Annotated in this window: 19 protein-coding genes; 14 read left to right on the top strand and 5 right to left on the bottom strand. The window is 50.0% G+C overall.

What is annotated here, in order from left to right:
- Positions 1-8: 8 nt before the first annotated feature.
- From cofC to Q0499_RS18765, 10 genes are all read left to right on the top strand, one after another.
- Positions 9-620: a 2-phospho-L-lactate guanylyltransferase gene (gene cofC, locus Q0499_RS18810; RefSeq protein WP_299202771.1), complete on the top strand. Its 612-nt coding sequence runs from the start codon at positions 9-11 to the stop codon at positions 618-620.
- Between the two features lie 11 nt (positions 621-631).
- Complete coding sequence (gene cofE / locus Q0499_RS18805) at positions 632-1,417, top strand: coenzyme F420-0:L-glutamate ligase (RefSeq protein ID WP_299202768.1); 786 nt, start codon at positions 632-634, stop codon at positions 1,415-1,417.
- Positions 1,414-2,082: an NADPH-dependent F420 reductase gene (npdG, locus tag Q0499_RS18800; RefSeq protein WP_299202765.1), complete on the top strand. Its 669-nt coding sequence runs from the start codon at positions 1,414-1,416 to the stop codon at positions 2,080-2,082. Before cofE ends, npdG begins: the two co-directional genes overlap by 4 nt.
- A gap of 49 nt (positions 2,083-2,131) precedes the next feature.
- The gene (locus tag Q0499_RS18795; protein ID WP_299202762.1) at positions 2,132-3,136 is read left to right on the top strand and encodes a TIGR03842 family LLM class F420-dependent oxidoreductase; all 1,005 of its coding nucleotides are present in this window, start codon (positions 2,132-2,134) and stop codon (positions 3,134-3,136) included.
- A gap of 120 nt (positions 3,137-3,256) precedes the next feature.
- The gene (ribA, locus tag Q0499_RS18790) at positions 3,257-3,865 is read left to right on the top strand and encodes a GTP cyclohydrolase II (RefSeq protein WP_299202759.1); all 609 of its coding nucleotides are present in this window, start codon (positions 3,257-3,259) and stop codon (positions 3,863-3,865) included.
- Positions 3,866-4,119: 254 nt separating this feature from the next.
- On the top strand, positions 4,120-5,349 hold the full coding sequence (locus Q0499_RS18785) for a Zn-dependent hydrolase (RefSeq protein ID WP_299202756.1): 1,230 nt from the start codon (positions 4,120-4,122) through the stop codon (positions 5,347-5,349).
- Positions 5,350-5,498: 149 nt separating this feature from the next.
- Complete coding sequence (locus tag Q0499_RS18780) at positions 5,499-6,683, top strand: Re/Si-specific NAD(P)(+) transhydrogenase subunit alpha (RefSeq protein ID WP_299202753.1); 1,185 nt, start codon at positions 5,499-5,501, stop codon at positions 6,681-6,683.
- Positions 6,683-6,970, top strand: coding sequence for an NAD(P) transhydrogenase subunit alpha (locus Q0499_RS18775; RefSeq protein ID WP_299202750.1), 288 nt, complete (start codon positions 6,683-6,685; stop codon positions 6,968-6,970). The genes Q0499_RS18780 and Q0499_RS18775 overlap by 1 nt, the downstream gene beginning before the upstream one ends.
- 2 nt (positions 6,971-6,972) lie before the next feature.
- A complete protein-coding gene (locus tag Q0499_RS18770) occupies positions 6,973-8,379 on the top strand; it encodes an NAD(P)(+) transhydrogenase (Re/Si-specific) subunit beta (RefSeq protein WP_299202746.1) in 1,407 nt (468 codons plus the stop codon).
- Positions 8,380-8,573: 194 nt separating this feature from the next.
- Complete coding sequence (locus tag Q0499_RS18765; protein WP_299202743.1) at positions 8,574-9,467, top strand: DMT family transporter; 894 nt, start codon at positions 8,574-8,576, stop codon at positions 9,465-9,467.
- A 95-nt stretch (positions 9,468-9,562) separates the two neighbouring features.
- Here Q0499_RS18765 and Q0499_RS18760 read toward each other — a convergent pair whose 3' ends face one another.
- The 5 genes from Q0499_RS18760 to Q0499_RS18740 form a co-directional block, all read right to left on the bottom strand.
- The gene (locus Q0499_RS18760) at positions 9,563-11,065 is read right to left on the bottom strand and encodes an NCS1 family nucleobase:cation symporter-1 (RefSeq protein ID WP_299202740.1); all 1,503 of its coding nucleotides are present in this window, start codon (positions 11,063-11,065) and stop codon (positions 9,563-9,565) included.
- A 286-nt stretch (positions 11,066-11,351) separates the two neighbouring features.
- Positions 11,352-11,798, bottom strand: a complete 447-nt coding sequence (locus Q0499_RS18755) for a DMT family transporter (protein ID WP_299202737.1) — start codon at positions 11,796-11,798, stop codon at positions 11,352-11,354.
- Positions 11,799-11,878: 80 nt separating this feature from the next.
- Positions 11,879-13,321, bottom strand: a complete 1,443-nt coding sequence (hydA, locus tag Q0499_RS18750; protein ID WP_299202734.1) for a dihydropyrimidinase — start codon at positions 13,319-13,321, stop codon at positions 11,879-11,881.
- 109 nt (positions 13,322-13,430) lie between these two features.
- Positions 13,431-14,933, bottom strand: a complete 1,503-nt coding sequence (locus Q0499_RS18745) for an NCS1 family nucleobase:cation symporter-1 (protein WP_299202731.1) — start codon at positions 14,931-14,933, stop codon at positions 13,431-13,433.
- A 251-nt stretch (positions 14,934-15,184) separates the two neighbouring features.
- On the bottom strand, positions 15,185-16,117 hold the full coding sequence (locus Q0499_RS18740; protein WP_299202728.1) for a LysR family transcriptional regulator: 933 nt from the start codon (positions 16,115-16,117) through the stop codon (positions 15,185-15,187).
- 224 nt (positions 16,118-16,341) lie between these two features.
- On the opposite strand from Q0499_RS18740, the gene Q0499_RS18735 reads away from it, so the two are divergent.
- From Q0499_RS18735 to cofG, 4 genes are all read left to right on the top strand, one after another.
- Positions 16,342-17,685 carry an aspartate aminotransferase family protein gene (locus tag Q0499_RS18735; RefSeq protein WP_299202725.1) on the top strand — a complete coding sequence of 448 codons (1,344 nt, stop codon included), beginning with the start codon at positions 16,342-16,344 and terminating at the stop codon, positions 17,683-17,685.
- 56 nt (positions 17,686-17,741) lie between these two features.
- Positions 17,742-19,232: a CoA-acylating methylmalonate-semialdehyde dehydrogenase gene (locus Q0499_RS18730; RefSeq protein ID WP_299202722.1), complete on the top strand. Its 1,491-nt coding sequence runs from the start codon at positions 17,742-17,744 to the stop codon at positions 19,230-19,232.
- A gap of 132 nt (positions 19,233-19,364) precedes the next feature.
- On the top strand, positions 19,365-20,033 hold the full coding sequence (locus Q0499_RS18725) for a response regulator transcription factor (protein WP_299202719.1): 669 nt from the start codon (positions 19,365-19,367) through the stop codon (positions 20,031-20,033).
- 131 nt (positions 20,034-20,164) lie between these two features.
- On the top strand, positions 20,165-21,036 hold an 872-nt coding region (gene cofG, locus Q0499_RS18720), incomplete at its 3' end, for a 7,8-didemethyl-8-hydroxy-5-deazariboflavin synthase CofG (protein ID WP_299202716.1).

Below are 21,036 nucleotides of genomic sequence, written 5' to 3'. Positions count from 1 at the left end.
ACATGGCTATGAAGTTATCTATTGTTATTCCGATGAAAAGCCCTGAACGATCTAAGAGCCGGCTGGCAGCAGTGTTAAGCCGGAGTCAGCGGAAAAAGTTAACCCTTAGTCTGTTTGAAAGAAACCTGAGTTTTTTTCGTCAGTATTATCCACAACATAACCTGCTTGTGGTGACCGAATCTAAGCGCATTCAGGAGATATCCGAAAGCCATGGTGCAGAGGTATTGCTTGAGGAGCGGAAACTGGCCGGACTCAATGCTGCAGTCACGATGGCGGCAGAATACAACGCGAAACGGGGCGTAGAGACTCAGCTGGTTATTCCGGGTGATATCGAAGCTATCGATTTTAATGAGATTGAATGTCTGCTGAGCCATCGTGTTGCGACCCCATCGGTTGTTGTCTGTCCCTCTTACGATGGTGGGACAAACGCCATTATGACTACCCCCCCTAATGTTATGCCGTTCAGTTTCGGGCCTGATTCCTGCCAGATACATCTGTTGTCGGCTTTTGCAGAAGGACTGGAAAGCACCCGATTGTTTCTTGAAAACCTTTCTTATGATGTTGATCGACCCGAAGATTTAGGCCGTGCTGAGGTCTGGTCTGAAAAAATGTCGGCTTAGGAATCTTTATTATGAATAACAACAATCACGATCAGGTCAGTATTCATGCACTCAGCGGGATCCCGGATATTAAACCCGGAGATGATCTGCCCGGCATCATTCTATCGGCCATCGATAAAAACCAATATCGCCTCGATGATGGCGACATCATTGTTATCGCCCATAAAGTTGTTTCAAAACAGGAAGGCCAGATTATTGCTCTGGAGGATGTTACCCCCACCGATGAAGCCTTGAAACTGGGTGCAGACCTGAATAAGGACCCGCGAAAAGTGCAGGTGGTGTTATCCGAATCGAAGCGTTTAGTCAGAACATCTAAACGTGCCGATCAGCAGGAAGGCACCATTATTGCGGAGCATCGTCTGGGCTTTATCTGTGCCAATGCTGCCGTCGATGAGTCCAATGTCGATGACGCGGGCAAAGTCATTATTCTTCCCCATGACCCTGACCGGAGTGCCAGAGAGATCTGTGGTGCGATTGAGCAGGCAACCGGTAAAGCATTGGGGGTGATTATCACCGATACCTTCGGACGCCCCTGGCGCATGGGTCTGGTGAATGTCGCTGTCGGGCTGGCCAATGTGCCCGCAAAAGTCGATATGGCTGGGGATAAGGACGCCTATGGCCGGGTTCTTTCAGTAACGGTTCCCGCGCTGGCGGATGAGATTGCAGCAGCTTCCGGCTTGCTGATGAGTAAAAACGGTAAAAAGCCGGTTTTGATATTTAAAGGCGTTGACTGGCAGAGCTGTGAGAGTTCTGCCCGTGATTTGGTGCGCCCACAACAAGAGGATCTATTTAGATGAAAATTGCTATTTTGGGTGGAACAGGCCCGCAAGGGAAAGGGTTGGCTCTGCGTTTTGCTGCTGCCGGTATTGATGTTGCTCTTGGCTCTCGTGATGGTGAACGGGCCGCAGAGATTGCTCATGAACTGAATGAGAAACAGCCAGCAGCATCCGGTGTAATTAGTGGGACTGATAACCGGGGAGCAACCGCTGCAGCAGACGAAATTGTTATTCTGGCGGTGCCGTTTTCAGCTCACAATGCCACGCTTAAGGCGATTAAGGCAGACCTGAGTCAGAAAATTCTGGTGGATATTGTTGTCCCTCTGGCAGACGGTGATCCCAAAGCAGTGGATATGCCGGCTGAAGGCTCTGCCACTGAGGCCGCACAGGCGCTGCTGGGTGACGATATTCCAGTGGTCGGTGCTCTGCACAATGTATCGGCCGCCACGTTGAACAAGCTGGAGCAGGCAATCAACTGTGACATTCTGGTATGCGGTAATGATCTGGCTGCCAAAGAGAAAGTGATGGAGCTGATTAGCACTCTGGGTGTGAATGCTTATAACGCCGGGCCCGCGGTTAATGCCCGCTGCATCGAAGCAATTACCCCGATTCTGATTCGTCTGAATATTTCTAAAAAGGTGCCCTTCTCCCACGCTGGGGTGAAGATCTGGGCTCCTCAACATTAATCGCGACCACTGACACGACAACAAAAAAATCCTTATCAGGAGAATAACTATGGATTTCGGTATTACTTTTAAAGGTTTTATTAGCCCGGAACGGGCACGTAACCTGGCTAAACAAGCAGAAGACGCAGGTTTTACACACTGCTGGTTCTATGATTCGCATGTTCTTTGGCGCGAGTCATACCCTGCTATGGCGATGTGTATGGAGCACACCTCTAAGATCAGTTTTGGTCCCTGTGTAACACATCCGAATGCCCGTGACTGGTCTCAGGCGGCAAGTTTGTTCGGTAGTCTGGCGTTGCAAAGTAATGGCCGTTTTCATATCGGCCTGGGTCGTGGTGACAGCGGTGTACGGGTGCTGGGTAAGAAACCTGCTAACCTGGCGCGGGTCGCCGAATTTACCACCAAGGTTAAGGCGCTGGTGCGGGGTGATGAGGTGATGTATGACGATTGCCCTGCACCGGTTAAGTTCCCATGGGCGCAAGGTTATGAACTGCCTGTCTATATTGGAGCCTATGGTCCTAAAGCGCTGCAGACTGCGGGTGAAGTCGGTGATGGTGTGGTGTTGCAGATAGGCTCTCCATCATTGGTTGAATGGTTTAAAGATCAGGCGATCAAAGCCGGTGAAGCTGCGGGTCGTGATATGAGTAACTATCAGGTAATCGCGTCTGCGCCTGCTTATTTTGGTACCAAAGAGCGTTGCCTGGAAGCGACCAAATGGTTCCCGGCGATGGTGGGCAACCATGTGGCTGATATTGTTGAAAAGTATGGTGACAGCAGTGGCCAGGTCCCCGAAAGCCTGACGTCTTATATCAAGAACCGTCAGGGTTATGACTACTCTAAGCATGGACAGAGCGATAACCCGTTCCTGGACTTCATTACTCCTGATATCGTTGATGAGTTTTGTGTTCTGGGCTCTGTAGATGATCATATTGCTAAGCTGAAAGATCTCGAAGCAGCAGGGACTACTCAGTTCAATATCTATCTGGATAACGGTGATGAGGAAAGTATTGTAGAGAAATACGGCAAGCATATTATTCCAAAATTCACTCAGTAATCTTGTAGATGCCCGGGCCCTTGTGGGCCCGGGTCGGTTCTGCATATTGACTTCAACCCGGCTTGTGTCAGGACGATGTTGGAGCCAAGGGCTTTACCCATACGGTTATGCGGAGTTTCTATGTCTGAACATACCAGTCTGCCGGACCTCTCTGATCCGGTTACGGTGCCGATGCCCACCGCTTATGGTGAGTTTTCGATGACTGTCTTTACCGACCCTGCTGATGGTAAAGAACATATTTATCTGCTGATGGGGCATCCTGCCCAGGTGTCTGAACCTATCATCCGGATTCACTCGGAATGCGCCACCGGTGATCTGTTTGCATCCTCCCGTTGCGATTGTGGTGAACAGCTTGATGGCTCGTTGAGAATCATCAGTGATGCGGGATGCGGTGTTCTGATCTATCTGCGGCAGGAAGGCCGGGGCATAGGTTTAAAGAATAAGCTCAGAGCTTATCAGTTACAGGACCAGGGGCTGGACACCATCGATGCAAATTTACAACTGGGTTTGCCTATTGATAGTCGCAGTTATGTGATTGCCGCCGCCGTACTGAAAGCACTGAAGATATCAAAACTACGCTTACTGACGAACAACCCGGAAAAAGTTAGCAGCTTGCAAGCGCACGGGCTGGAAGTTAATCGTCTGCCACTTCAGGCCGATTATCATCATCAGAATCTGGGTTATATGAAAACGAAACAGATCCGCATGGGTCATCTGGTTAATCTGTAGTACTTTTCAGTCTTTTTACCGGATTTATGCGCTCTGGCCCTGGGTGGCCATAGCGTTTCTGCAGGGGTACCGGCCTCTGTATCTGTCGACTTTTAAGCCTGATTTTATTGAATCTGAGAGATCTTTTGTCTCTTCGGATAGGCGTAAAAATTAATTTGACCAAGTGGTAAAAATAAACTAGCTTTACTTGATGGGAAACTTTACCCGGCCCTCTTTCGGGCATCCCCAATAGAGTTAAATAGGAGCCTTTAGCGATGAAAAACATAACTACAAATCAGCAACGACTTTGGGATAGCCTGATGCAGATGGGCGAAATCGGTGGCACCGAGAAAGGTGGCTGTTGTCGACTGGCATTGACCGACCTGGATAAGCAGGCACGTGATCTGTTCACTCAGTGGTGTGAAGAGGCAGGCTGCACCGTACGTGTTGATAAGATGGGTAATGTGTTTGCCCGCCGTCCGGGTAAGAATAATGATCTGCCTCCGGTGGTGATGGGTAGCCATATTGATACTCAGCCTACCGGCGGTAAGTTTGATGGGGTTTATGGCGTACTATCCGGCCTGGAAGTGATCCGTACCCTGAATGATCATAATATCGAAACAGATCATCCGGTTGAGGCTTCTATCTGGACCAACGAAGAGGGCTCCCGTTTTGCCCCTGCGATGGTGGCGTCGGGAGTTTTCGCCGGAGTATTCGATCTTGAGTATGGTTTAAGCCGTGCGGATCTTGATGGCAAGACCATGGGTGAAGAGTTACAGCGAATTGGCTATGCCGGTGAACATGAGGTTGGCAGCCCGGTAAAAGCCTTTTTTGAAGCGCATATCGAGCAGGGACCTATTCTTGAAGAGGAGGAAACCACTATCGGTGTTGTAACGGATGCCCAGGGACAGCGCTGGTATGAGGTCACTCTGACGGGCCAGGAAGCTCATGCGGGCCCTACACCGATGCTGCGTCGAAAAGATGCACTGCTGGGGGCTGCCAGGATCATTGATGAAGTCAATCGCATCGGTTTGTCGAACCAGCCTAATGCCTGTTCGACCGTCGGTCTGCTGCAGGTATTCCCGAACTCTCGTAATGTTATTCCGGGAGAAGTCTTTTTCACCATCGACTTCCGTCATCCGAATGATGATGTGTTGTCTAAAATGGATGCGGAGTTGCGCGAAGTGACTGCAAAGATTGCAGATCAGATCGGTCTGAAAATGAAGTTTGAGCAGATCTGGTATTCGCCACCGGTTCCTTTTGATAAAGGTTGTGTTGATTCCGTACGCCAGGCGGCAACGGATGCGGGCTATAGTCATCGTGATATTGTCAGCGGTGCCGGTCACGATGCCTGCTATATCGCCCGTGTAGCGCCAACTGGTATGGTGTTTGTGCCATGTGAAAATGGTATCAGCCATAATGAAGAAGAAAACGCTAAGCCCGAAGACCTCCATGCCGGGTGCAATGTACTATTCCAGGCTGTTCTGAATCAGGCCTGTAACTGATCCCTTCAAAAAAACGCTAATAATAAATCTAAAAAATAGCTAAGTCTGGTTCCAGACACTTTTTCATAAATAGAGATCCCTGTGCGTGTAAAAACACGCGCACAGGCTTCCTATTGCCTGAATAAAGGGACCGCTTAGGGAGTATCGATATGAGAATTGGTATTGCAAAAGAAACATCGGAAAATGAATCCAGAGTTGCGCTGACGCCTGAAAATGTCGCCCGTCTGTCTGAGAAAGGGATTACTTTTTCGGTTCAACATGGGGCAGGTCTGGCGGCCGGTTTTAGCGATCAGGAGTATCAGGAGGCTGGCGCAGAGATAAAACCATCGGCTGACGATATTTATCAACAGTCGGATGTCCTGGTGCGGGTTAATCTGTCCGGTGCGATGCTGAATCAGACAGCGGCTGCGCTGCAAAACAAACAACTACTCATTGGCATGATGGATCCTTTAGCGGAGCCAGAGCGGTTTCTCGATCTGGCTGAGAAGGGCGTCAGTAGCATTGCCATGGAGCTGATTCCTCGGATCAGCCGGGCTCAGAGTATGGATGTGCTCTCCTCGATGGCAACGATTGCCGGTTATAAGTCTGTTGTGCTGGCGGCCAGTGCGTCACAGCGAATCTACCCGATGATGATGACGGCGGCAGGTAACCTGAGTCCGGCCCGGGTATTCATTATGGGCGCGGGTGTCGCGGGTTTGCAGGCTGCCGCCACCGCCAAGCGGATGGGCGCGGTTGTTGAGGCTTATGATGTTCGTCCCGCGGCACGGGAACAGATCATCTCTGTTGGCGCGAAACCCATTGAACTGGAGCTTGAGGCCGAAACCACCGAAGGCCAGGGCGGTTATGCTAAGGAGCAGGACGAGTCGTTTCTACAGCGTCAGCGGGAGTTGATGACTGCAGTGCTAAGTCAGCAGGATATCGTCATCACCACCGCCGCTATTCCCGGGGCTAAGTCTCCGGTGCTGATTACGGCCGCTATGGTGGCGCAGATGAAACGTGGCGCTGTGATTGTCGATCTGGCATCAGAGCGGGGCGGTAACTGTGAACTGACACAGCATGGCAAAGTGATCGTTGAGCATGGAGTGACGATTATCGGCCCTGACAACATCACGTCCACCGTCGCACAGCATGCCAGCCAGATGTACGGCAATAATATAGAGAACCTGCTCAACCACCTGCTCAATGATCAGGGTCACTATGAACTGGATTTTGATGACGAGATACTTCAGGAAGCCGTCGTGACCCATGCAGGGGATATCCTTAACACCCGGATGCGTGAAAAGTTAAATCTGCCTCCACTGGTTCGTGAATCCCTGTTGGAGGAGGTCGCATAATGGATGCCTTTATTATTCTGCTTTCGCTCTTTGCGCTGGCTGTGTTTCTCGGCGTTGAGTTGATCACTAAAGTTCCACCCACCCTGCATACCCCGTTGATGTCGGGTAGTAATGCTATCTCTGGCATTACGATTGTGGGCGCTATTCTGGCAACCGGTTCGGGTGAAGCGCCCGGTGTCCTTGTGCAATTGCTGGGATTTATTGCCATTGTTTTCGCAACGATCAATGTGGTGGGCGGCTTTATGGTCACCAATCGCATGCTTAAGATGTTTAAGCGGAGGGGCTGATGATGAATAGTATGATAATTAACCTCTTCTATCTTGTTGCCGCTTTGTTGTTTGTGGTCGGCATTAAGGGGCTGACACGTCCGAAAACGGCGGTCAGAGGTAATCGGCTGGCTGCTTTGGGAATGCTGGTGGCTATCGTCGTTACTCTGCTGGATCAGCAGGTGATCCACTATCAGATAGTGGTTGCAGGACTTGCGCTTGGCACCCTGATCGGCGCGTTGATGGCGGCGAAGATTCAGATGACTGCGATGCCTCAGATGGTTGCGATCCTCAATGGACTGGGGGGTGGTGCTTCTCTGGGAGTGGCTGCTGCCAGTTATTTCACCTTTGTTGCCAGCGAGAGCACCGTTTCCGGTGACGTTCTGCTGATTGCGAACTGTGCAGTGATGCTGGCGGTCTTGATCGGTACCGTGACATTTTCCGGAAGTGCGGTGGCGTTTGGTAAGCTGCAGGAGATTTTGTCGGGACAGGCGTTCGGCTTCAGTGGAATGAAGTTTATCAACCTGGGGTTGTTGCTGGCATCCCTGGCCGCTGTTTTCCTGTTGGTAACCGGTCAGGCCGGGATCGGTGGTTTTGTTCTGCTAGTGGCTTTAGCACTGATATTGGGGGTCACTCTGGTCATGCCTATCGGCGGTGCTGACATGCCGGTGGTGATCGCCTTGCTGAACTCATACTCAGGCATAGCGGCGGCTGCAGCTGGTTTCATTATGGGCAACACTGTTCTGATTATCTCAGGTGCACTGGTGGGCGCTTCAGGTATTATTCTGACTCAGATCATGTGTGTCGCGATGAACCGATCTCTGTTGAACGTTCTGTTCGGTAAAATGGCCGTCGCTGATGGTAATAGCATTGATGCTGACGAAGTTTATAAAGGTAAGGTGACTTCAGCGTCGCCGGATGACGTGAGCCTGATGCTGGAGGATGCTGAAAGAGTGGTGATTGTACCGGGGTTTGGACTGGCAATGGCGCAGGCACAACATGCGGTGCGCGAGCTTGCTGATACTCTGGTGAGCCGGGGTGTGACCGTTGAGTTTGCGATTCACCCGGTTGCCGGGCGGATGCCTGGCCATATGAATGTCTTGTTGGCAGAGGCAGAAGTAGATTATGACGCTATGAAAACCATGGAGCAGTCGAATCCCAATTTTTGTAAAACAGACGTGGTGATTGTGATTGGCGCTAACGATGTGACCAACCCTATGGCCAGAGAAGATAAAGGCAGTCCGATCTATGGTATGCCGATTCTGAATGTCGACCAGGCAAAAAGCGTGGTTATCGTAAAACGAAGCCTTAGCCCCGGGTTTGCCGGTTTGCCAAATCCGCTCTTCGCCATGGACAATGCGGTGATGATGTTTGGCGATGGAAAACAGGCCATCATGGATTTGACGGCGGCACTGCACGAAACCGCCTGATCCAAAACGATAGATCAACAACCCGGCTGAATAGCGACAGGCCGGGCTGTTTTCGTCTTATTGTCTTAATGTGGTTGATAGCTCATTCTTACATTGAATGACCATCGTGCTGTAACTATTTATCTGTTGATGAGGTGTTGGGATTATACAACTCCTCTACTCCTTTCAGGCGTTTTGTTCAGTTTTGAGGTCTTATGGAAACCAACCCTCTTCGCGGAATTTTTTGCATGTTGGGTGCCATGCTGTTTATCTCTGTGCAGGAAGCCTTAGCAAAATATCTGGGCGAGTTTCTGCCGGTCGCACAGGTCGTCTGGGCGCGCTATTTAGGGCATCTGCTGTTGATGGTCGTCTGGCTTTGGCCGAAGCATGGTGTGACCCTGCTGAAGTCCGAAAAGTTATCCACACAGGTGGGGCGCTCACTGATCCTGTTGATTGATACGGTGTTGTTCTTTTTTGGCCTGACGATGCTGGGGCTGGCGGAAGCCACCGCGATTTTTTTCACGGTGCCATTATTGGTGTTATTGATCTCAGTTCCACTGCTGGGTGAGCGGGTTAAGGTCGCATCGATTGTTGCTATTGCCGTCGGTTTCATGGGTACCCTGGTTATTGTTCGCCCCGGCCTTAACGATCTTGATTCTGCGCAGACCGGGCTCGGTGCTCTGTGTATCTTTGGCTCGGCGTGCTGCGCTGCTATCTATAACGTGACGACACGAAAACTATCGGGTAATGACCCGTTGCAGGTGACGCTGTTTTATACCGCGATGGTCGGCGCCATAACAACGAGTCTGTTTGTCCCTTTTGTCTGGCAGGTGCCGCCCTCCACTTTGGCGTGGATTGCGCTTCTCTGCATCGGGCTCTTTGGCGGAATGGCTCATAGCCTGATCATCAGCGCGCATAAATATGCGCCAGCCACTACCGTGGCTCCTTTTATGTATTCGCAGATCTTCTGGGCATTGGGACTGGGATGGTTAATATTCGGAGATCTGCCTGATCTGCCCGCCTATCTGGGCGGCGTGATTGTGATTGGCAGTGGGCTTTATCTGTTCTGCCGTGATTATTCACAGCTTCGTACTGTTAACAAACAATAAGCTGAAAACCCTGAATTGCACGGTCTGTTAGTGAGCAGATGACATGAGAAAAAGAGCCCCCTGATGAAGACAGGGGGCGGAGGCGTCATAGGGGATTATTCGCCCTGGGCGACCATCTTGCTGACTTGAGAGGAGAAACTTTTAGCGCAGAACCAGTAGGTTAAACCGCCCAGAATGGACCCGGTAAACCAGCCATATTGATAAAACCAGCCGAGCTGTCCGGTGATCAGGGAGTAGAGCGTAAGCGCCACAGGAACGGCAAACGCGATGAAACCATTGATATTAAACCCGCTGTATATCCCGTGGGTTTTATACAGATCTGGCAGGCTCAGTTGCTGACGTTTAATCACGAAGTAATCCACAATCATGATGCCGGCAATCGGGCCCAGCAGGGACGAATAGCCCAGCAACCAGCCACTGTACATCGCCTCAACACTGACATCAGACTCAATCAGCCCCAGCTTTTTCAGCAGCTCCCAGCTCATGAGTAAAATACCGATCAGGCCGGTCAGCAGCACACCACGGGTCTGGTTGATCTTCTTCGGTGCGACATTCTGGAAATCATTGGTCGGAGAGACAATATTCGCTGCTGTGTTGGTCGACAGGGTGGCAATGATGATGATTACCATCGAGATAACCACCCAGACCGGGCTGTCAACTTTACCGATCAGAGTGACTGGATCAGAGATAGTTTCGCCTACCAGGGTAGTAGACGCTGCGGTCAGTACTACGCCGAGCGCCGAGAAAAAGAACATGGTCAGTGGCAGGCCAATAATCTGACCAGCGATCTGGTCTTTCTGTGAACGGACATAGCGGCTAAAGTCAGGGATGTTCAGTGACAGCGTTGCCCAGAAGCCCACCATCGCGGTAACACCTGCGAAGAAGTAGCCCCAGAAAGAAGCCCCTTCAGGACGGCTTGCCGGGATAGAGAGCAAAGCTTCGTAGGATATTTTCGGGCTGGCCCACATCATCAGACCGATACCCACCGCCAGCAGCAGAGGAGCCGCCAGAGTTTCCAGGATCTTAATCGACTCTGCGCCTTTAATGACGATATAGAGGTTGATCACCAGAAAGGTGAAAAAGCCGATCACTTCACCGGTACCGCCGAGCGATTCCCACCCCGGTACTAGGTGTGAAAGCATTATATGGATGGCGAGACCACCGAACATGGTCTGTATCCCGAACCAGCCACAGGCGACCATCGCCCGGATCAAACAGGGAATATTGGAGCCAACCATGCCAAACGATGAGCGCAGGAGTACCGGAAAGGGGATACCGAATTTAGTACCGGGAAAGGCATTCAGCGTCAGTGGAATCAGCACGATGATGTTGGCTATTAAGATAGCCATCAGTGCTTCCATCACGGACAAGCCGAAATAGGCAGTTAATACACCGCCCAGGGTGTAGGTTGGAACACAGATCGCCATACCCACCCAAAGGGCAGCGACATTCCAGACATTCCAGGTGCGTTCTTTAACCTGGGTGGGGGCAATATCTTCGTTGTAGTGAGCACTTTCGGAGACATCAGAGCCGGTCTTTAGCTCGTAGAACTCTCCAACTTGTACGGCAGATGATCTGCCTGGCTTATGTATACTCATCCTTCTTCCTCATGTTGAGCCTGATAGCTTTTAATAAGGGGGTTGCAGATAATATGCCAATATTTTACCAGTTGTAAAATTAAATGGGTTTGGTAAAAATAACCCTTTATTTCCGTAGGTTAAAAGGGAGTATCGGTGGATTGTATAGCTGCTTAGGGGGCTTGAGTCGAAGGATTATTGGTAATATAACTGTTTTTCTGCTTATTTATGGTGCGGCCTGCTCCAATGGAGTGCGCTGGTGGGCTGAACTGGATGTGTTAATTAAAGATCGGGCAGGATCGCCGCGTTAGAATTTTCGTACTAAAAAAACGCCCGTCCCTATCAGGATGACGCCAAAGACTCTCCATAGATTAATTTCATGCACATTAAAGCCGACAGCACCAAAGTGATCTAACACCAGAGAGGTCAGGATCTGCCCGGTAATCACCAGTGCCAACAGTGTTGTTGCCCCCAGTCTGGGAGCGAAAAAGGCCATGCAGGTGACAAAGAATGCGCCCATCAGGCCGCCAGTCCAGGCCCACAGCGGGGCTTCTTTTAAGTCGTTCAACGCAGGCCAGGGTAACCGAAGACTACTGTATACCACCAGCAGTGTCAGGGTGCCTGCGAAAAAAGAGATGCCCGATGCCCACAGCGCATTTCCACCGGCACGGGCAAGTTGTGCATTCACCCCTGCCTGGAGGGGTAACATACTTCCGGCTATCAGTGCTGCAAGCATACTCAACCAAACGATCATGGCGTTTTTGTTCCCGTATTGATGATTTAAGCCAAAGAGAAGGCGGTGGCTCCTCCTCTTTGGTCTTGGCTGAAGAGGCTTTATTGGCGTTTCACTGCCAGTGGTGCATTTAGTTCAGCCTGCTTTGAAAGTGCTTCAAAAATCGGATTAAATGCGGGCCGGTTGATATACTGTCCAGCGCCCTGCTCAACCTTAAGTTCACCATTGGCCCAGACCACTTTGCCCCGGCTGATCGTGTGTGTGGGAATGCCCTTAACCGTTTTCCCTTCAAAGATATTAAAGTCGACATTCTGGTGATGCGTTTTTGCCGAGATTGTTCGGCTGGCCTCCGGATCCCACACCACAATATCCGCATCAGCACCAATAGAGATGGAGCCTTTCTGTGGATAGATGTTGAAAATCTTGGCTGCATTGGTCGAGGTGACAGAGACAAACTCATTCATCGTCAGTTTACCGCTGTTGACTCCTTCATGCCACAGAACGGCCATACGATCTTCTACGCCAGCGGTACCGTTAGGTATTTTGGAAAAGTCATCTTTACCGGCAGCTTTTTGATCCGCACAGAATGCACAGTGATCCGTGGCGGTGGTATGCAGGTTGCCACCCTGGAGACCTTTCCACAGTGCGCTTTGGTGCTCACTGGAACGGAATGGTGGGCTCATGACATGGGCTGCCGCAAATTCAAAACTCTCATTGCGGTAAACACTGTCGTCGATAGCGAGATGGCCCGCCAGGCATTCCCCATACACCCGCTGACCTTCATTGCGGGCACGAGTGATGGCATCAAGGGATTCTTTACATGACACATGTACGATATAGATCGGTACATCCATGACCTGTGCGATCTGGATCGCACGATTAGCCGCTTCACCTTCCACAATAGGCGGACGGGATAACGGATGGCCTTCCGGACCGGTAATGCCTTTGCTCAACAGTTCTTGCTGTAGCTGGAATACCAGCTCGCCATTTTCGGCGTGTACCGTTGGAATAGCGCCGAGTTCCATACAACGGCGGAAACTTTTTACCAGGGTTTCGTCATTCGCCATGATGGCATTTTTGTACGCCATAAAGTGTTTGAAACTGTTAACTCCATACTCTTTAACCAGGGTTTCCATATCCGCGGCGACTGAATCATCCCACCAGGTAATCGCCACATGAAAACTATAGTCAGCCGCTGATTTTTCAGCCCACTCACGCCATTTTTTGTAAGCGTCCAGGAGTGATTCCTGGGGTGCTGGGATAACAAAGTCAATGATAGTGGTATTACCACCGGCCAGTCCTGCAGCGGTGCCGGTAAAAAAGTCATCGGTCGCGACAGTGCCCATAAAAGGTAGCTGCATATGGGTATGAGGATCGATACCGCCGGGCATAATATATTGACCTGCCGCATCAATGATTTCAGCCGTGGATGGAACGTCTAGCTCTGTTCCGATGGCGACAATCTTTCCATCTTCACAATAGATATCTGCACGAAACGTCTGGTCGGCGTTAACGACAGTGCCATTTCGGATAAGAATGGACATAGGCACAACTCCTCAATGTTTTACTGTTTGACAGACCGCTGTCTGCCGTTAAAAATTTAAACGCTAACGCGTAAAAAAAGCCCTCTGCAGGTAAGCAGAGGGCAATGATTTAGTCGTTTTGCGTTACCAGGCTAGCAGTTTCTGCTGCAAAGCTTTTAGCGCATAACCAGTAGGTTAAACCACCCAGGATGGACCCGGTAAACCAGCCATACTGATAGAACCAGCCGAGTTGTCCGGTGATCAGGGAGTAGAGGGTCAGCGCCACAGGCACCGCAAATGCGATAAAGCCATTGATGTTAAAACCGCTGTATATCCCGTGGGTTTTATACAGATCCGGCAGGCTCAGTTGTTGCCGTTTAATCACGAAGTAATCCACGATCATGATGCCGGCAATCGGGCCTAACAGGGATGAATAGCCCAGCAGCCAGCCACTGTACATCGCCTCAACACTGACATCCGATTCAATCACTCCGAGCTTTTTCAGCAGCTCCCAGCTCATGAGTAAAATACCGATCAGGCCGGTCAGCAGTGCGCCACGGGTCTGATTGATCTTCTTCGGTGCAACATTCTGGAAATCATTGGTGGGGGAGACAATATTCGCGGCGGTGTTGGTCGACAGGGTCGCAATGATAATAATCACCATGGCGATAACTACCCAGACCGGGCTGTCAATCTTACCGATCAGGGTGACCGGGTCAGAGATCGTTTCCCCGACCAGGGTTGTTGATGCTGCTGTCAGTACGACACCCAGGGCAGAGAAAAAGAACATCGTCAGTGGCAGGCCGATAATCTGTCCGGCAATCTGATCCTTTTGTGAACGGACATAGCGACTGAAGTCAGGAATATTCAGGGACAGGGTTGCCCAGAAGCCAACCATCGCGGTGACACCCGCAAAGAAATAACCCCAGAAGGACGCGCCCTCAGGACGGCTTGCCGGGATAGAGAGCAACGCTTCATAGGAGATTTTCGGGCTGGCCCACATCATCAGACCAATACCCACCGCCAGCAGCAGCGGCGCTGCCAGGGTTTCCAGAACCTTAATCGACTCGGCCCCTTTAATCACGATATAGAGGTTGATGGTCAGAAAGGTGAAAAAGCCGATCACTTCACCGGTACCGCCGAGAGATTCCCAGCCGGGAATCAGGTGCGACAGCATGATGTGGATAGCCAGACCGCCGAACATGGTCTGAATCCCGAACCAGCCGCAGGCGACCATCGCCCGGATCAGACAGGGAATATTGGAGCCGACCATGCCAAAAGATGATCGCAGCAGTACCGGAAAGGGGATACCGAATTTAGTACCGGGAAAGGCATTCAGCGTCAGTGGAATCAGCACGATAATATTGGCTACGAGAATAGCCATCAGTGCTTCCATCACGGACAAACCGAAATAAGCAGTTAATACACCGCCCAGGGTGTAGGTTGGAACACAGATCGCCATACCCACCCAAAGAGCAGCGACATTCCAGACATTCCAGGTACGTTCTTTAACCTGGGTGGGGGCAATATCTTCGTTGTAGTGAGCACTTTCGGAGACATCAGAGCCGGTCTTAAGCTCGTAGAACTCACCCACTTTTATGGCGGATGAAGAGTCAGCTGATGCGTTCTTCATTGGACTTCCTCTTATTCTTATTTTTAAAGTTCTTAATGGACTTTAGTGTTGTAAAGAGTGTTTTTACGGCGGTCAAAAATTTACCGTTTGGTAAATATAGTTTTTATTGACGCCTATGGCAAATTTATTTATACGACGGCTAGAACAATCCGATATTGTTTTTAAGTATATGATTTATAATGTCTTTCTGTTATGTATAGAACCGGTCATCGAGCACTACTTTAGATGTGTATATGATTTTTGTTCGCCTGTTATTGCGCCAAAGGTGTATCAATTAACTGATGTAACCGGTCCATAAAACAGGAGAGAATCAGGTTGGGCGCCAGGTCTTTTCGTGCGATGGCAGCATAGGGCGTGACAAACTTAAAGCGTTCAATCAAAAGGGGTTTTAGTAAACCTTTTTCCACCCATCGCTGAGCAAAATGCGTGGGCAGATAGCCAATATAACAACCGGTTAATATGAGGAAAGCGATCCCTTCTCTATCGGATGCCTGAGCACTCTTACTAAACTGACTCAGATGATTTCTGATCTCTGATGATTGCGGATACGAGGGCGCAACCATGTCATATTCAGCAATCTGTTCCGAACTGATGTGTTTGTCTGAGGTGTTAAACAGGGGATGTTCATGTCCGCAATAAAGACAGGATTCTTCATCGTAGAGGTGAACATATTGTAGATTCAGATTTTTACTGATGACCGGCGCAACCCCTATCTGTATCTGGCCACTGAGCAGGTTTTTTATCACCTGGTTAGCCGGAATCATCTCAATATTTATATTCACCTCAGGGGCCTGCTGCTTCAGCGCCTTAAGTGAATCGGTAATATACATCCTGGGCAATGTAATCAGGCAGTCGGTAATGCCGATTGCCAGATCGCCTTTAAGCTCTGAATGGATCGTGTTGATACGTTGCTGAAACTCCTGGTGAGAGGAGAGAAGCTTAAGGACGGCAAGGTAAACCTGTTCCCCTTCATCGGTGAGGGAAAAGCCACTTCTTCCCCGGTTGCAAAGTTTCAACGATAGCCGTTGTTCAAGGTCAGACATCGCAATACTGATCGCAGCTCTGCTGATATTGAGTTCTGATACTGCAGCAGAAAACCCGCCGCAGCTAACCACGGTTTTAAAGATTTTGATCGTCCTGAGATCGGCTCCGGCGATATGGCCTATTACATTTTTATTTGTCATATACACCTCAACATCGATTGACTGAGTGTTGTTAGATGGTTATAAAATACACATTAATTTTACCAAATGGTAAGTATTTAGTTGCCTGAAAGTAAATTCTTTTGGCTTTAACCGTTACCAGACGGGGTAGATGATGTGGTGAGTTAAGCGCTTACATCCAGACAGAACGTCATGGTGTCTGAGCGATAGCCTGATAATAAGAAGACCTTAACGAGGTGATTGATATGTTTGAATTTGATCCTGGCAAAGCCGCGGGTATGACCCGTGATCAGCTGGAAGCTTACTGGATGCCTTATACCGCGAATCGCCAGTTTAAAAATGATCCTCGGATGTTTGTTGAAGCAAAAGGTGCGTATCTCACCGATGCCAGCGGTCGTCAGGTATTCGATGGCTTGTCAGGTTTATGGACCTGTGGTGCAGGTCATTGTCGTCCAGAGATTGCTGAAGCGGTATCGAAGCAGCTGCAGCAGTTGGATTACGCACCTGCTTTTCAGTATGGACATCCTAAAGCGTTTGAGCTGGCAAACCGAATCAAAGCGCTGACTCCCGACGGGCTTGATTATGTGTTCTTTACCGGGTCGGGGTCTGAAAGCGCGGATACCTCCCTGAAGATCGCCCGGGCTTACTGGCGGAAGAAAGGGCAAGCGACAAAGACCAAGCTGATCGGGCGCTCAAAAGGTTATCACGGGGTTAATTTCGGTGGTTTCAGTGTGGGAGGTATCGGCGCTAACCGTACCCTCTACGGCCTGGGGGTTGATGCTGATCATCTGCCTCATACCCTATTGAAAGAAAATGCTTTTTCCCGGGGAATACCGAAGCAGGGTGTCGAGAAAGCGGATGAGCTTCTTGAGCTGATCGCGCTGCATGATGCATCCAATATTGCCGCGGTTATTGTCGAGCCGATGGCGGGGTCAGCGGGTGTCATTCCACCGCCCGAGGGTTATTTGCAACGGCTGCGGCAGATCTGTGATCAACACGATATATTGCTGATTTTCGATGAGGTCATTACCGGTTTCGGTCGCATGGGCTCTTATACCGGTGCTGAAGAGTTCGGTGTTGTGCCGGATATGATCAATGTCGCAAAGCAGTTAACCAATGGTGCTGTGCCTATGGGCGCGGTGATCGCTAAAGCCGAAATCTATCAAACGTTTATGGAGACCGGTGGGCTGGAATACATGATGGAGATTCCACATGGCTATACCTATTCCGGCCATCCAGTTGCGTGTGCTGCGGCGCTGGCATCTCTGGATGTTCTGGAAAATGACAAACTGATTCCTCGGGTGAAAGAGATGAGTCCGGTGTTTGAACAGGCGCTGCATAGCCTTAAAGGGACTCAGTACATCAGCGACATCCGTAATTATGGCCTGGCCGGCGGCATTACGATTGAGTCAGCCCCCGGAGAACCGGCTTTGCGTCCGTACCAGATAGCGATGAAATGCTGGGAAAAGGGTTTCTATGTGCGTTACGGCGGCGACACTATCCAGTTGGGGTTGCCGTTTATAACGGAGCGGGAAGAGATCGATAACGTCATTAATGCTATTGGCGAATCGATCATGGAACTCGATTAACCGACGTTGCTAACGTGATACACCCCGATAAAAAAATAACTACTGATGAGGTTACTATGCAAACTTTAGGTCATTTGATTAACGGCGAGATGCGTACAGACGCGGCTCGCACACAGCCTGTTTATAATCCATCCACCGGTGAAGAGAGCAAACAGGTCGCCCTGGCATCTGTGGCCACCGTTGAAGAGGCGATTGCTGCGGCTGAACAGGCGTTTCCAGCCTGGCGTAACACCCCTCCGGCAAAGCGTGCCCAGGTGATGTACCGTTTTAAAGCGTTGCTGGAAGAGCATGCCGATAAGATCTGCCAGTTGATCGGCGAAGAGCATGGCAAGATCGCCCATGATGCCGCCGGTGAGCTGCAACGGGGTATTGAAAATGTTGAATACGCCTGTGGTGCGCCAGAATTACTGAAAGGCGAGCACAGCCGCAATGTTGGCCCCGGTATCGATTCCTGGAGTGAGTTTCAGCCACTGGGTGTGGTGGCGGGTATTACCCCGTTCAACTTCCCGGCGATGGTGCCCCTGTGGATGTATCCAATGGCGATTGTCTGCGGTAACACCTTTGTGCTGAAGCCTTCTGAACGTGACCCGTCCTCAACCATGTTTATCGCCCAGCTGCTGCAGGAAGCCGGTCTGCCAAACGGTGTTATCAACGTGGTGAACGGTGATAAAGAAGCGGTAGACGTCTTGCTGACCGATACCCGTGTGAAAGCGGTTAGCTTTGTCGGGTCAACACCGATTGCGGAATATATCTATAGCACCGCGAATGCCAATGGCAAGCGTTGTCAGGCACTGGGCGGCGCTAAAAACCACGCCATTGTCATGCCGGATGCTGATATGGACAACGCGGTCAACCAACTGTTGGGCGCTGCGTTTGGTTCATCAGGCGAGCGCTGTATGGCGCTTTCCGTAGCCGTTGCTGTAGGTGATGAAGCGGCGGATGCACTGGTGGCGAAGATGCGCGCGGCGATGGCGCCACTGAAGGTTGGTGCTTACAGCAATCGTGAGAATGATTTTGGTCCGGTGATCACCCGGGCACATCAGCTGAAAGTGAACGATTATATCGATAGCGCTGAAGCCGATGGTGCGAAGATTGTCGTGGATGGCCGTAATCCTGAAGTTGAAGGTTTTGCTGATGGTTTCTTTGTCGGCGCGACGCTGATCGATGCGGTGACGGCCGATATGCAGAGCTATCAGGAAGAGATCTTCGGGCCGGTATTGCAGGTTGTACGGGTGAATACCATGGAAGAGGCGATGCAACTGATCAACGATCACGAATACGGTAACGGTACCTGTATCTTTACCCGCGACGGTGAGGCGGCACGTTACTTCTCTGACAATATTCAGGTGGGTATGGTCGGCATCAACGTGCCGTTGCCCGTGCCGGTGTCTTATCACAGCTTCGGTGGCTGGAAACGTTCACTGTTTGGTGACCTGCATGCCTACGGCCCTGATGCGGTTCGGTTTTACACCAAGCGTAAGACGATCACACAGCGCTGGCCTTCAAGCGGCGTGCGTGAAGGTGTTTCTTTTTCGTTTCCTAGCTGAGACGGTAACTCTTTTTTGCATAACAGACCCTAAGGGGTCTGTTATGTGATCTGATTCTCAACTTCTCCGATATATGATTTCCCATCATGATAAGTCGGGGCGCCTTTATAAAAATAATAATGAAGGTAAAAAATGCAGCTCAAAACAATTCTTATTATCGACCCAAGGCCCTTATTAAGAGAGGGGTTAAAAAGCGTTCTCCGACAAAGAGACTATGCCATCGGTTTTTCCGATGCAGGTAACGAGTGCGAGTTTGTGAAAACTGCCCGGCACTGTAAAACCTTTGACCTTATCATCGTCCATGAAAGCATTTTATTGACCGCTAATCATGGAATGATTACGTCCTATCTGTATAAAACGGATAATCCCATTATCGTTATTTGTGATGAAGTCAGTGAAAAACTGGATATAAAACTAAAGTTTTTAAACATTTCAGGCATTATAAAAAATGGGGAGCCTGTTGAAGAGATCGTCAGCCGAGTCTTCGCTTTTCTTACCCGCAGAAGTCAATCAGAGCGCTTCTCATATCAGGCTTATCATGAAACTGAAAAGAGTAAAACGGCGGGTGATTTAGTTAAACAGATCCCGATGACCAACACCTTTTTCACTAAAGACAAGCTTGAGTATCTGACTGACCGACAACGCGATGTACTGAGGTATTTGAAAGTAGGCCTGATGAATAAAGAGATCGCCTTTGAAATGGGGATACGGGAGTCGACAGTTAAAAGGCATGTATCCGATATCTTTAAAAAACTCAGGGTGCAGAACAGGACTCAGTTGGCTGTAAGCTTAAGTTGTTGAAAGTATTAGTTAATGTAGGGGCTTGTTTTATTTGACCAAGTGGTAAAATTATTCTATATTGATCATAGATACTTTCTGGTGGCGTAGTTAAGTTGCCTGATGACAAAAAAAATAACCCAGGAGGCTTTTCGATGATCTCTGTTGAGCAAGCGTATAACCTTGAATATGCCGATAGTCGCCAGATTGAACGACTCAGACAGCAGGCGTCAGCACTGCGTGACCTTCACTGGGGTGATGTCGTCACATACTCCAGGAAAGTATTTGTTCCTTTGACTAATATGTGTCGCGACACCTGCGGCTATTGTACCTTTGTAAAACCTCCTGGCTCTTCTGAGGCTAACATCATGACACCAGAAGAGGTGATGGCAGTCGTCTATCAGGGAGAAAAACAGGGGTGTAAGGAGGTTCTTTTCAGCCTGGGAGAGAAGCCGGAGAAAACCTACCCTGAAGCCAGGAAGTTTCTGGCTGATCGAGGCTACAGTACGATTATCGATTACCTTTACGATATGTGTCTGATGGTTATTGAGAACACCCGCATGTTGCCCCATGTAAACGCCGGTACTTTGTCGGAGCAGGATATTATTAAACTGCGCCCGGTGTCAGCCAGTATGGGGATGATGCTTGAAAATGTCAGCCGTCGGCTGATGGAGAAAGGACAAGCTCATTATGCCTGTCCGGATAAAGTCCCTCTGCAGCGATTACGCACGCTGGAGCTCACCGGTAAACATAACGTGCCTTTTACCACCGGCATTCTGATTGGTATTGGAGAGACCTGGCAGGAGCGTATTGATAGCCTGGTTGCTATTAATGAGATCCATCAGCAGTACGGACATATCCAGGAAGTTATCATTCAGAATTTCAGAGCTAAACCGGGTACGGCGATGGCCCATGCACCTGAGCCCAGTTATGAGGATATGCTGAAAACGCTGGCTGTGGCCCGGTTGATTCTTGATCCGACTATCAGTATTCAGGCGCCGCCCAACCTGCAGGAACATTATAGAGA

The organism is uncultured Amphritea sp. (assembly GCF_937127095.1).
Lineage (GTDB): Bacteria > Pseudomonadota > Gammaproteobacteria > Pseudomonadales > Balneatricaceae > Amphritea.
Note: the sequence above shows the minus strand (reverse complement) of the source record. Positions and strands in the feature narration are given on the sequence as shown.

Excerpts from the sequence above, each read along its gene's own strand:
- Q0499_RS18725 (WP_299202719.1), top strand. The coding sequence starts at position 19,365 with ATGCAGCTCAAAACAATTCTTATTATCGACCCAAGGCCCTTATTAAGA.
- Q0499_RS18785 (WP_299202756.1), top strand. The coding sequence starts at position 4,120 with ATGAAAAACATAACTACAAATCAGCAACGACTTTGGGATAGCCTGATG.
- Q0499_RS18755 (WP_299202737.1), bottom strand. The coding sequence starts at position 11,798 with ATGATCGTTTGGTTGAGTATGCTTGCAGCACTGATAGCCGGAAGTATG.
- npdG (WP_299202765.1), top strand. The coding sequence starts at position 1,414 with ATGAAAATTGCTATTTTGGGTGGAACAGGCCCGCAAGGGAAAGGGTTG.
- Q0499_RS18735 (WP_299202725.1), top strand. The coding sequence starts at position 16,342 with ATGTTTGAATTTGATCCTGGCAAAGCCGCGGGTATGACCCGTGATCAG.
- Q0499_RS18765 (WP_299202743.1), top strand. The coding sequence starts at position 8,574 with ATGGAAACCAACCCTCTTCGCGGAATTTTTTGCATGTTGGGTGCCATG.
- ribA (WP_299202759.1), top strand. The coding sequence starts at position 3,257 with ATGTCTGAACATACCAGTCTGCCGGACCTCTCTGATCCGGTTACGGTG.
- cofC (WP_299202771.1), top strand. The coding sequence starts at position 9 with ATGAAGTTATCTATTGTTATTCCGATGAAAAGCCCTGAACGATCTAAG.
- Q0499_RS18795 (WP_299202762.1), top strand. The coding sequence starts at position 2,132 with ATGGATTTCGGTATTACTTTTAAAGGTTTTATTAGCCCGGAACGGGCA.
- Q0499_RS18770 (WP_299202746.1), top strand. The coding sequence starts at position 6,973 with ATGAATAGTATGATAATTAACCTCTTCTATCTTGTTGCCGCTTTGTTG.
- Q0499_RS18730 (WP_299202722.1), top strand. The coding sequence starts at position 17,742 with ATGCAAACTTTAGGTCATTTGATTAACGGCGAGATGCGTACAGACGCG.
- Q0499_RS18745 (WP_299202731.1), bottom strand. The coding sequence starts at position 14,933 with ATGAAGAACGCATCAGCTGACTCTTCATCCGCCATAAAAGTGGGTGAG.
- Q0499_RS18780 (WP_299202753.1), top strand. The coding sequence starts at position 5,499 with ATGAGAATTGGTATTGCAAAAGAAACATCGGAAAATGAATCCAGAGTT.
- Q0499_RS18740 (WP_299202728.1), bottom strand. The coding sequence starts at position 16,117 with ATGACAAATAAAAATGTAATAGGCCATATCGCCGGAGCCGATCTCAGG.
- hydA (WP_299202734.1), bottom strand. The coding sequence starts at position 13,321 with ATGTCCATTCTTATCCGAAATGGCACTGTCGTTAACGCCGACCAGACG.
- Q0499_RS18775 (WP_299202750.1), top strand. The coding sequence starts at position 6,683 with ATGGATGCCTTTATTATTCTGCTTTCGCTCTTTGCGCTGGCTGTGTTT.
- cofE (WP_299202768.1), top strand. The coding sequence starts at position 632 with ATGAATAACAACAATCACGATCAGGTCAGTATTCATGCACTCAGCGGG.
- Q0499_RS18760 (WP_299202740.1), bottom strand. The coding sequence starts at position 11,065 with ATGAGTATACATAAGCCAGGCAGATCATCTGCCGTACAAGTTGGAGAG.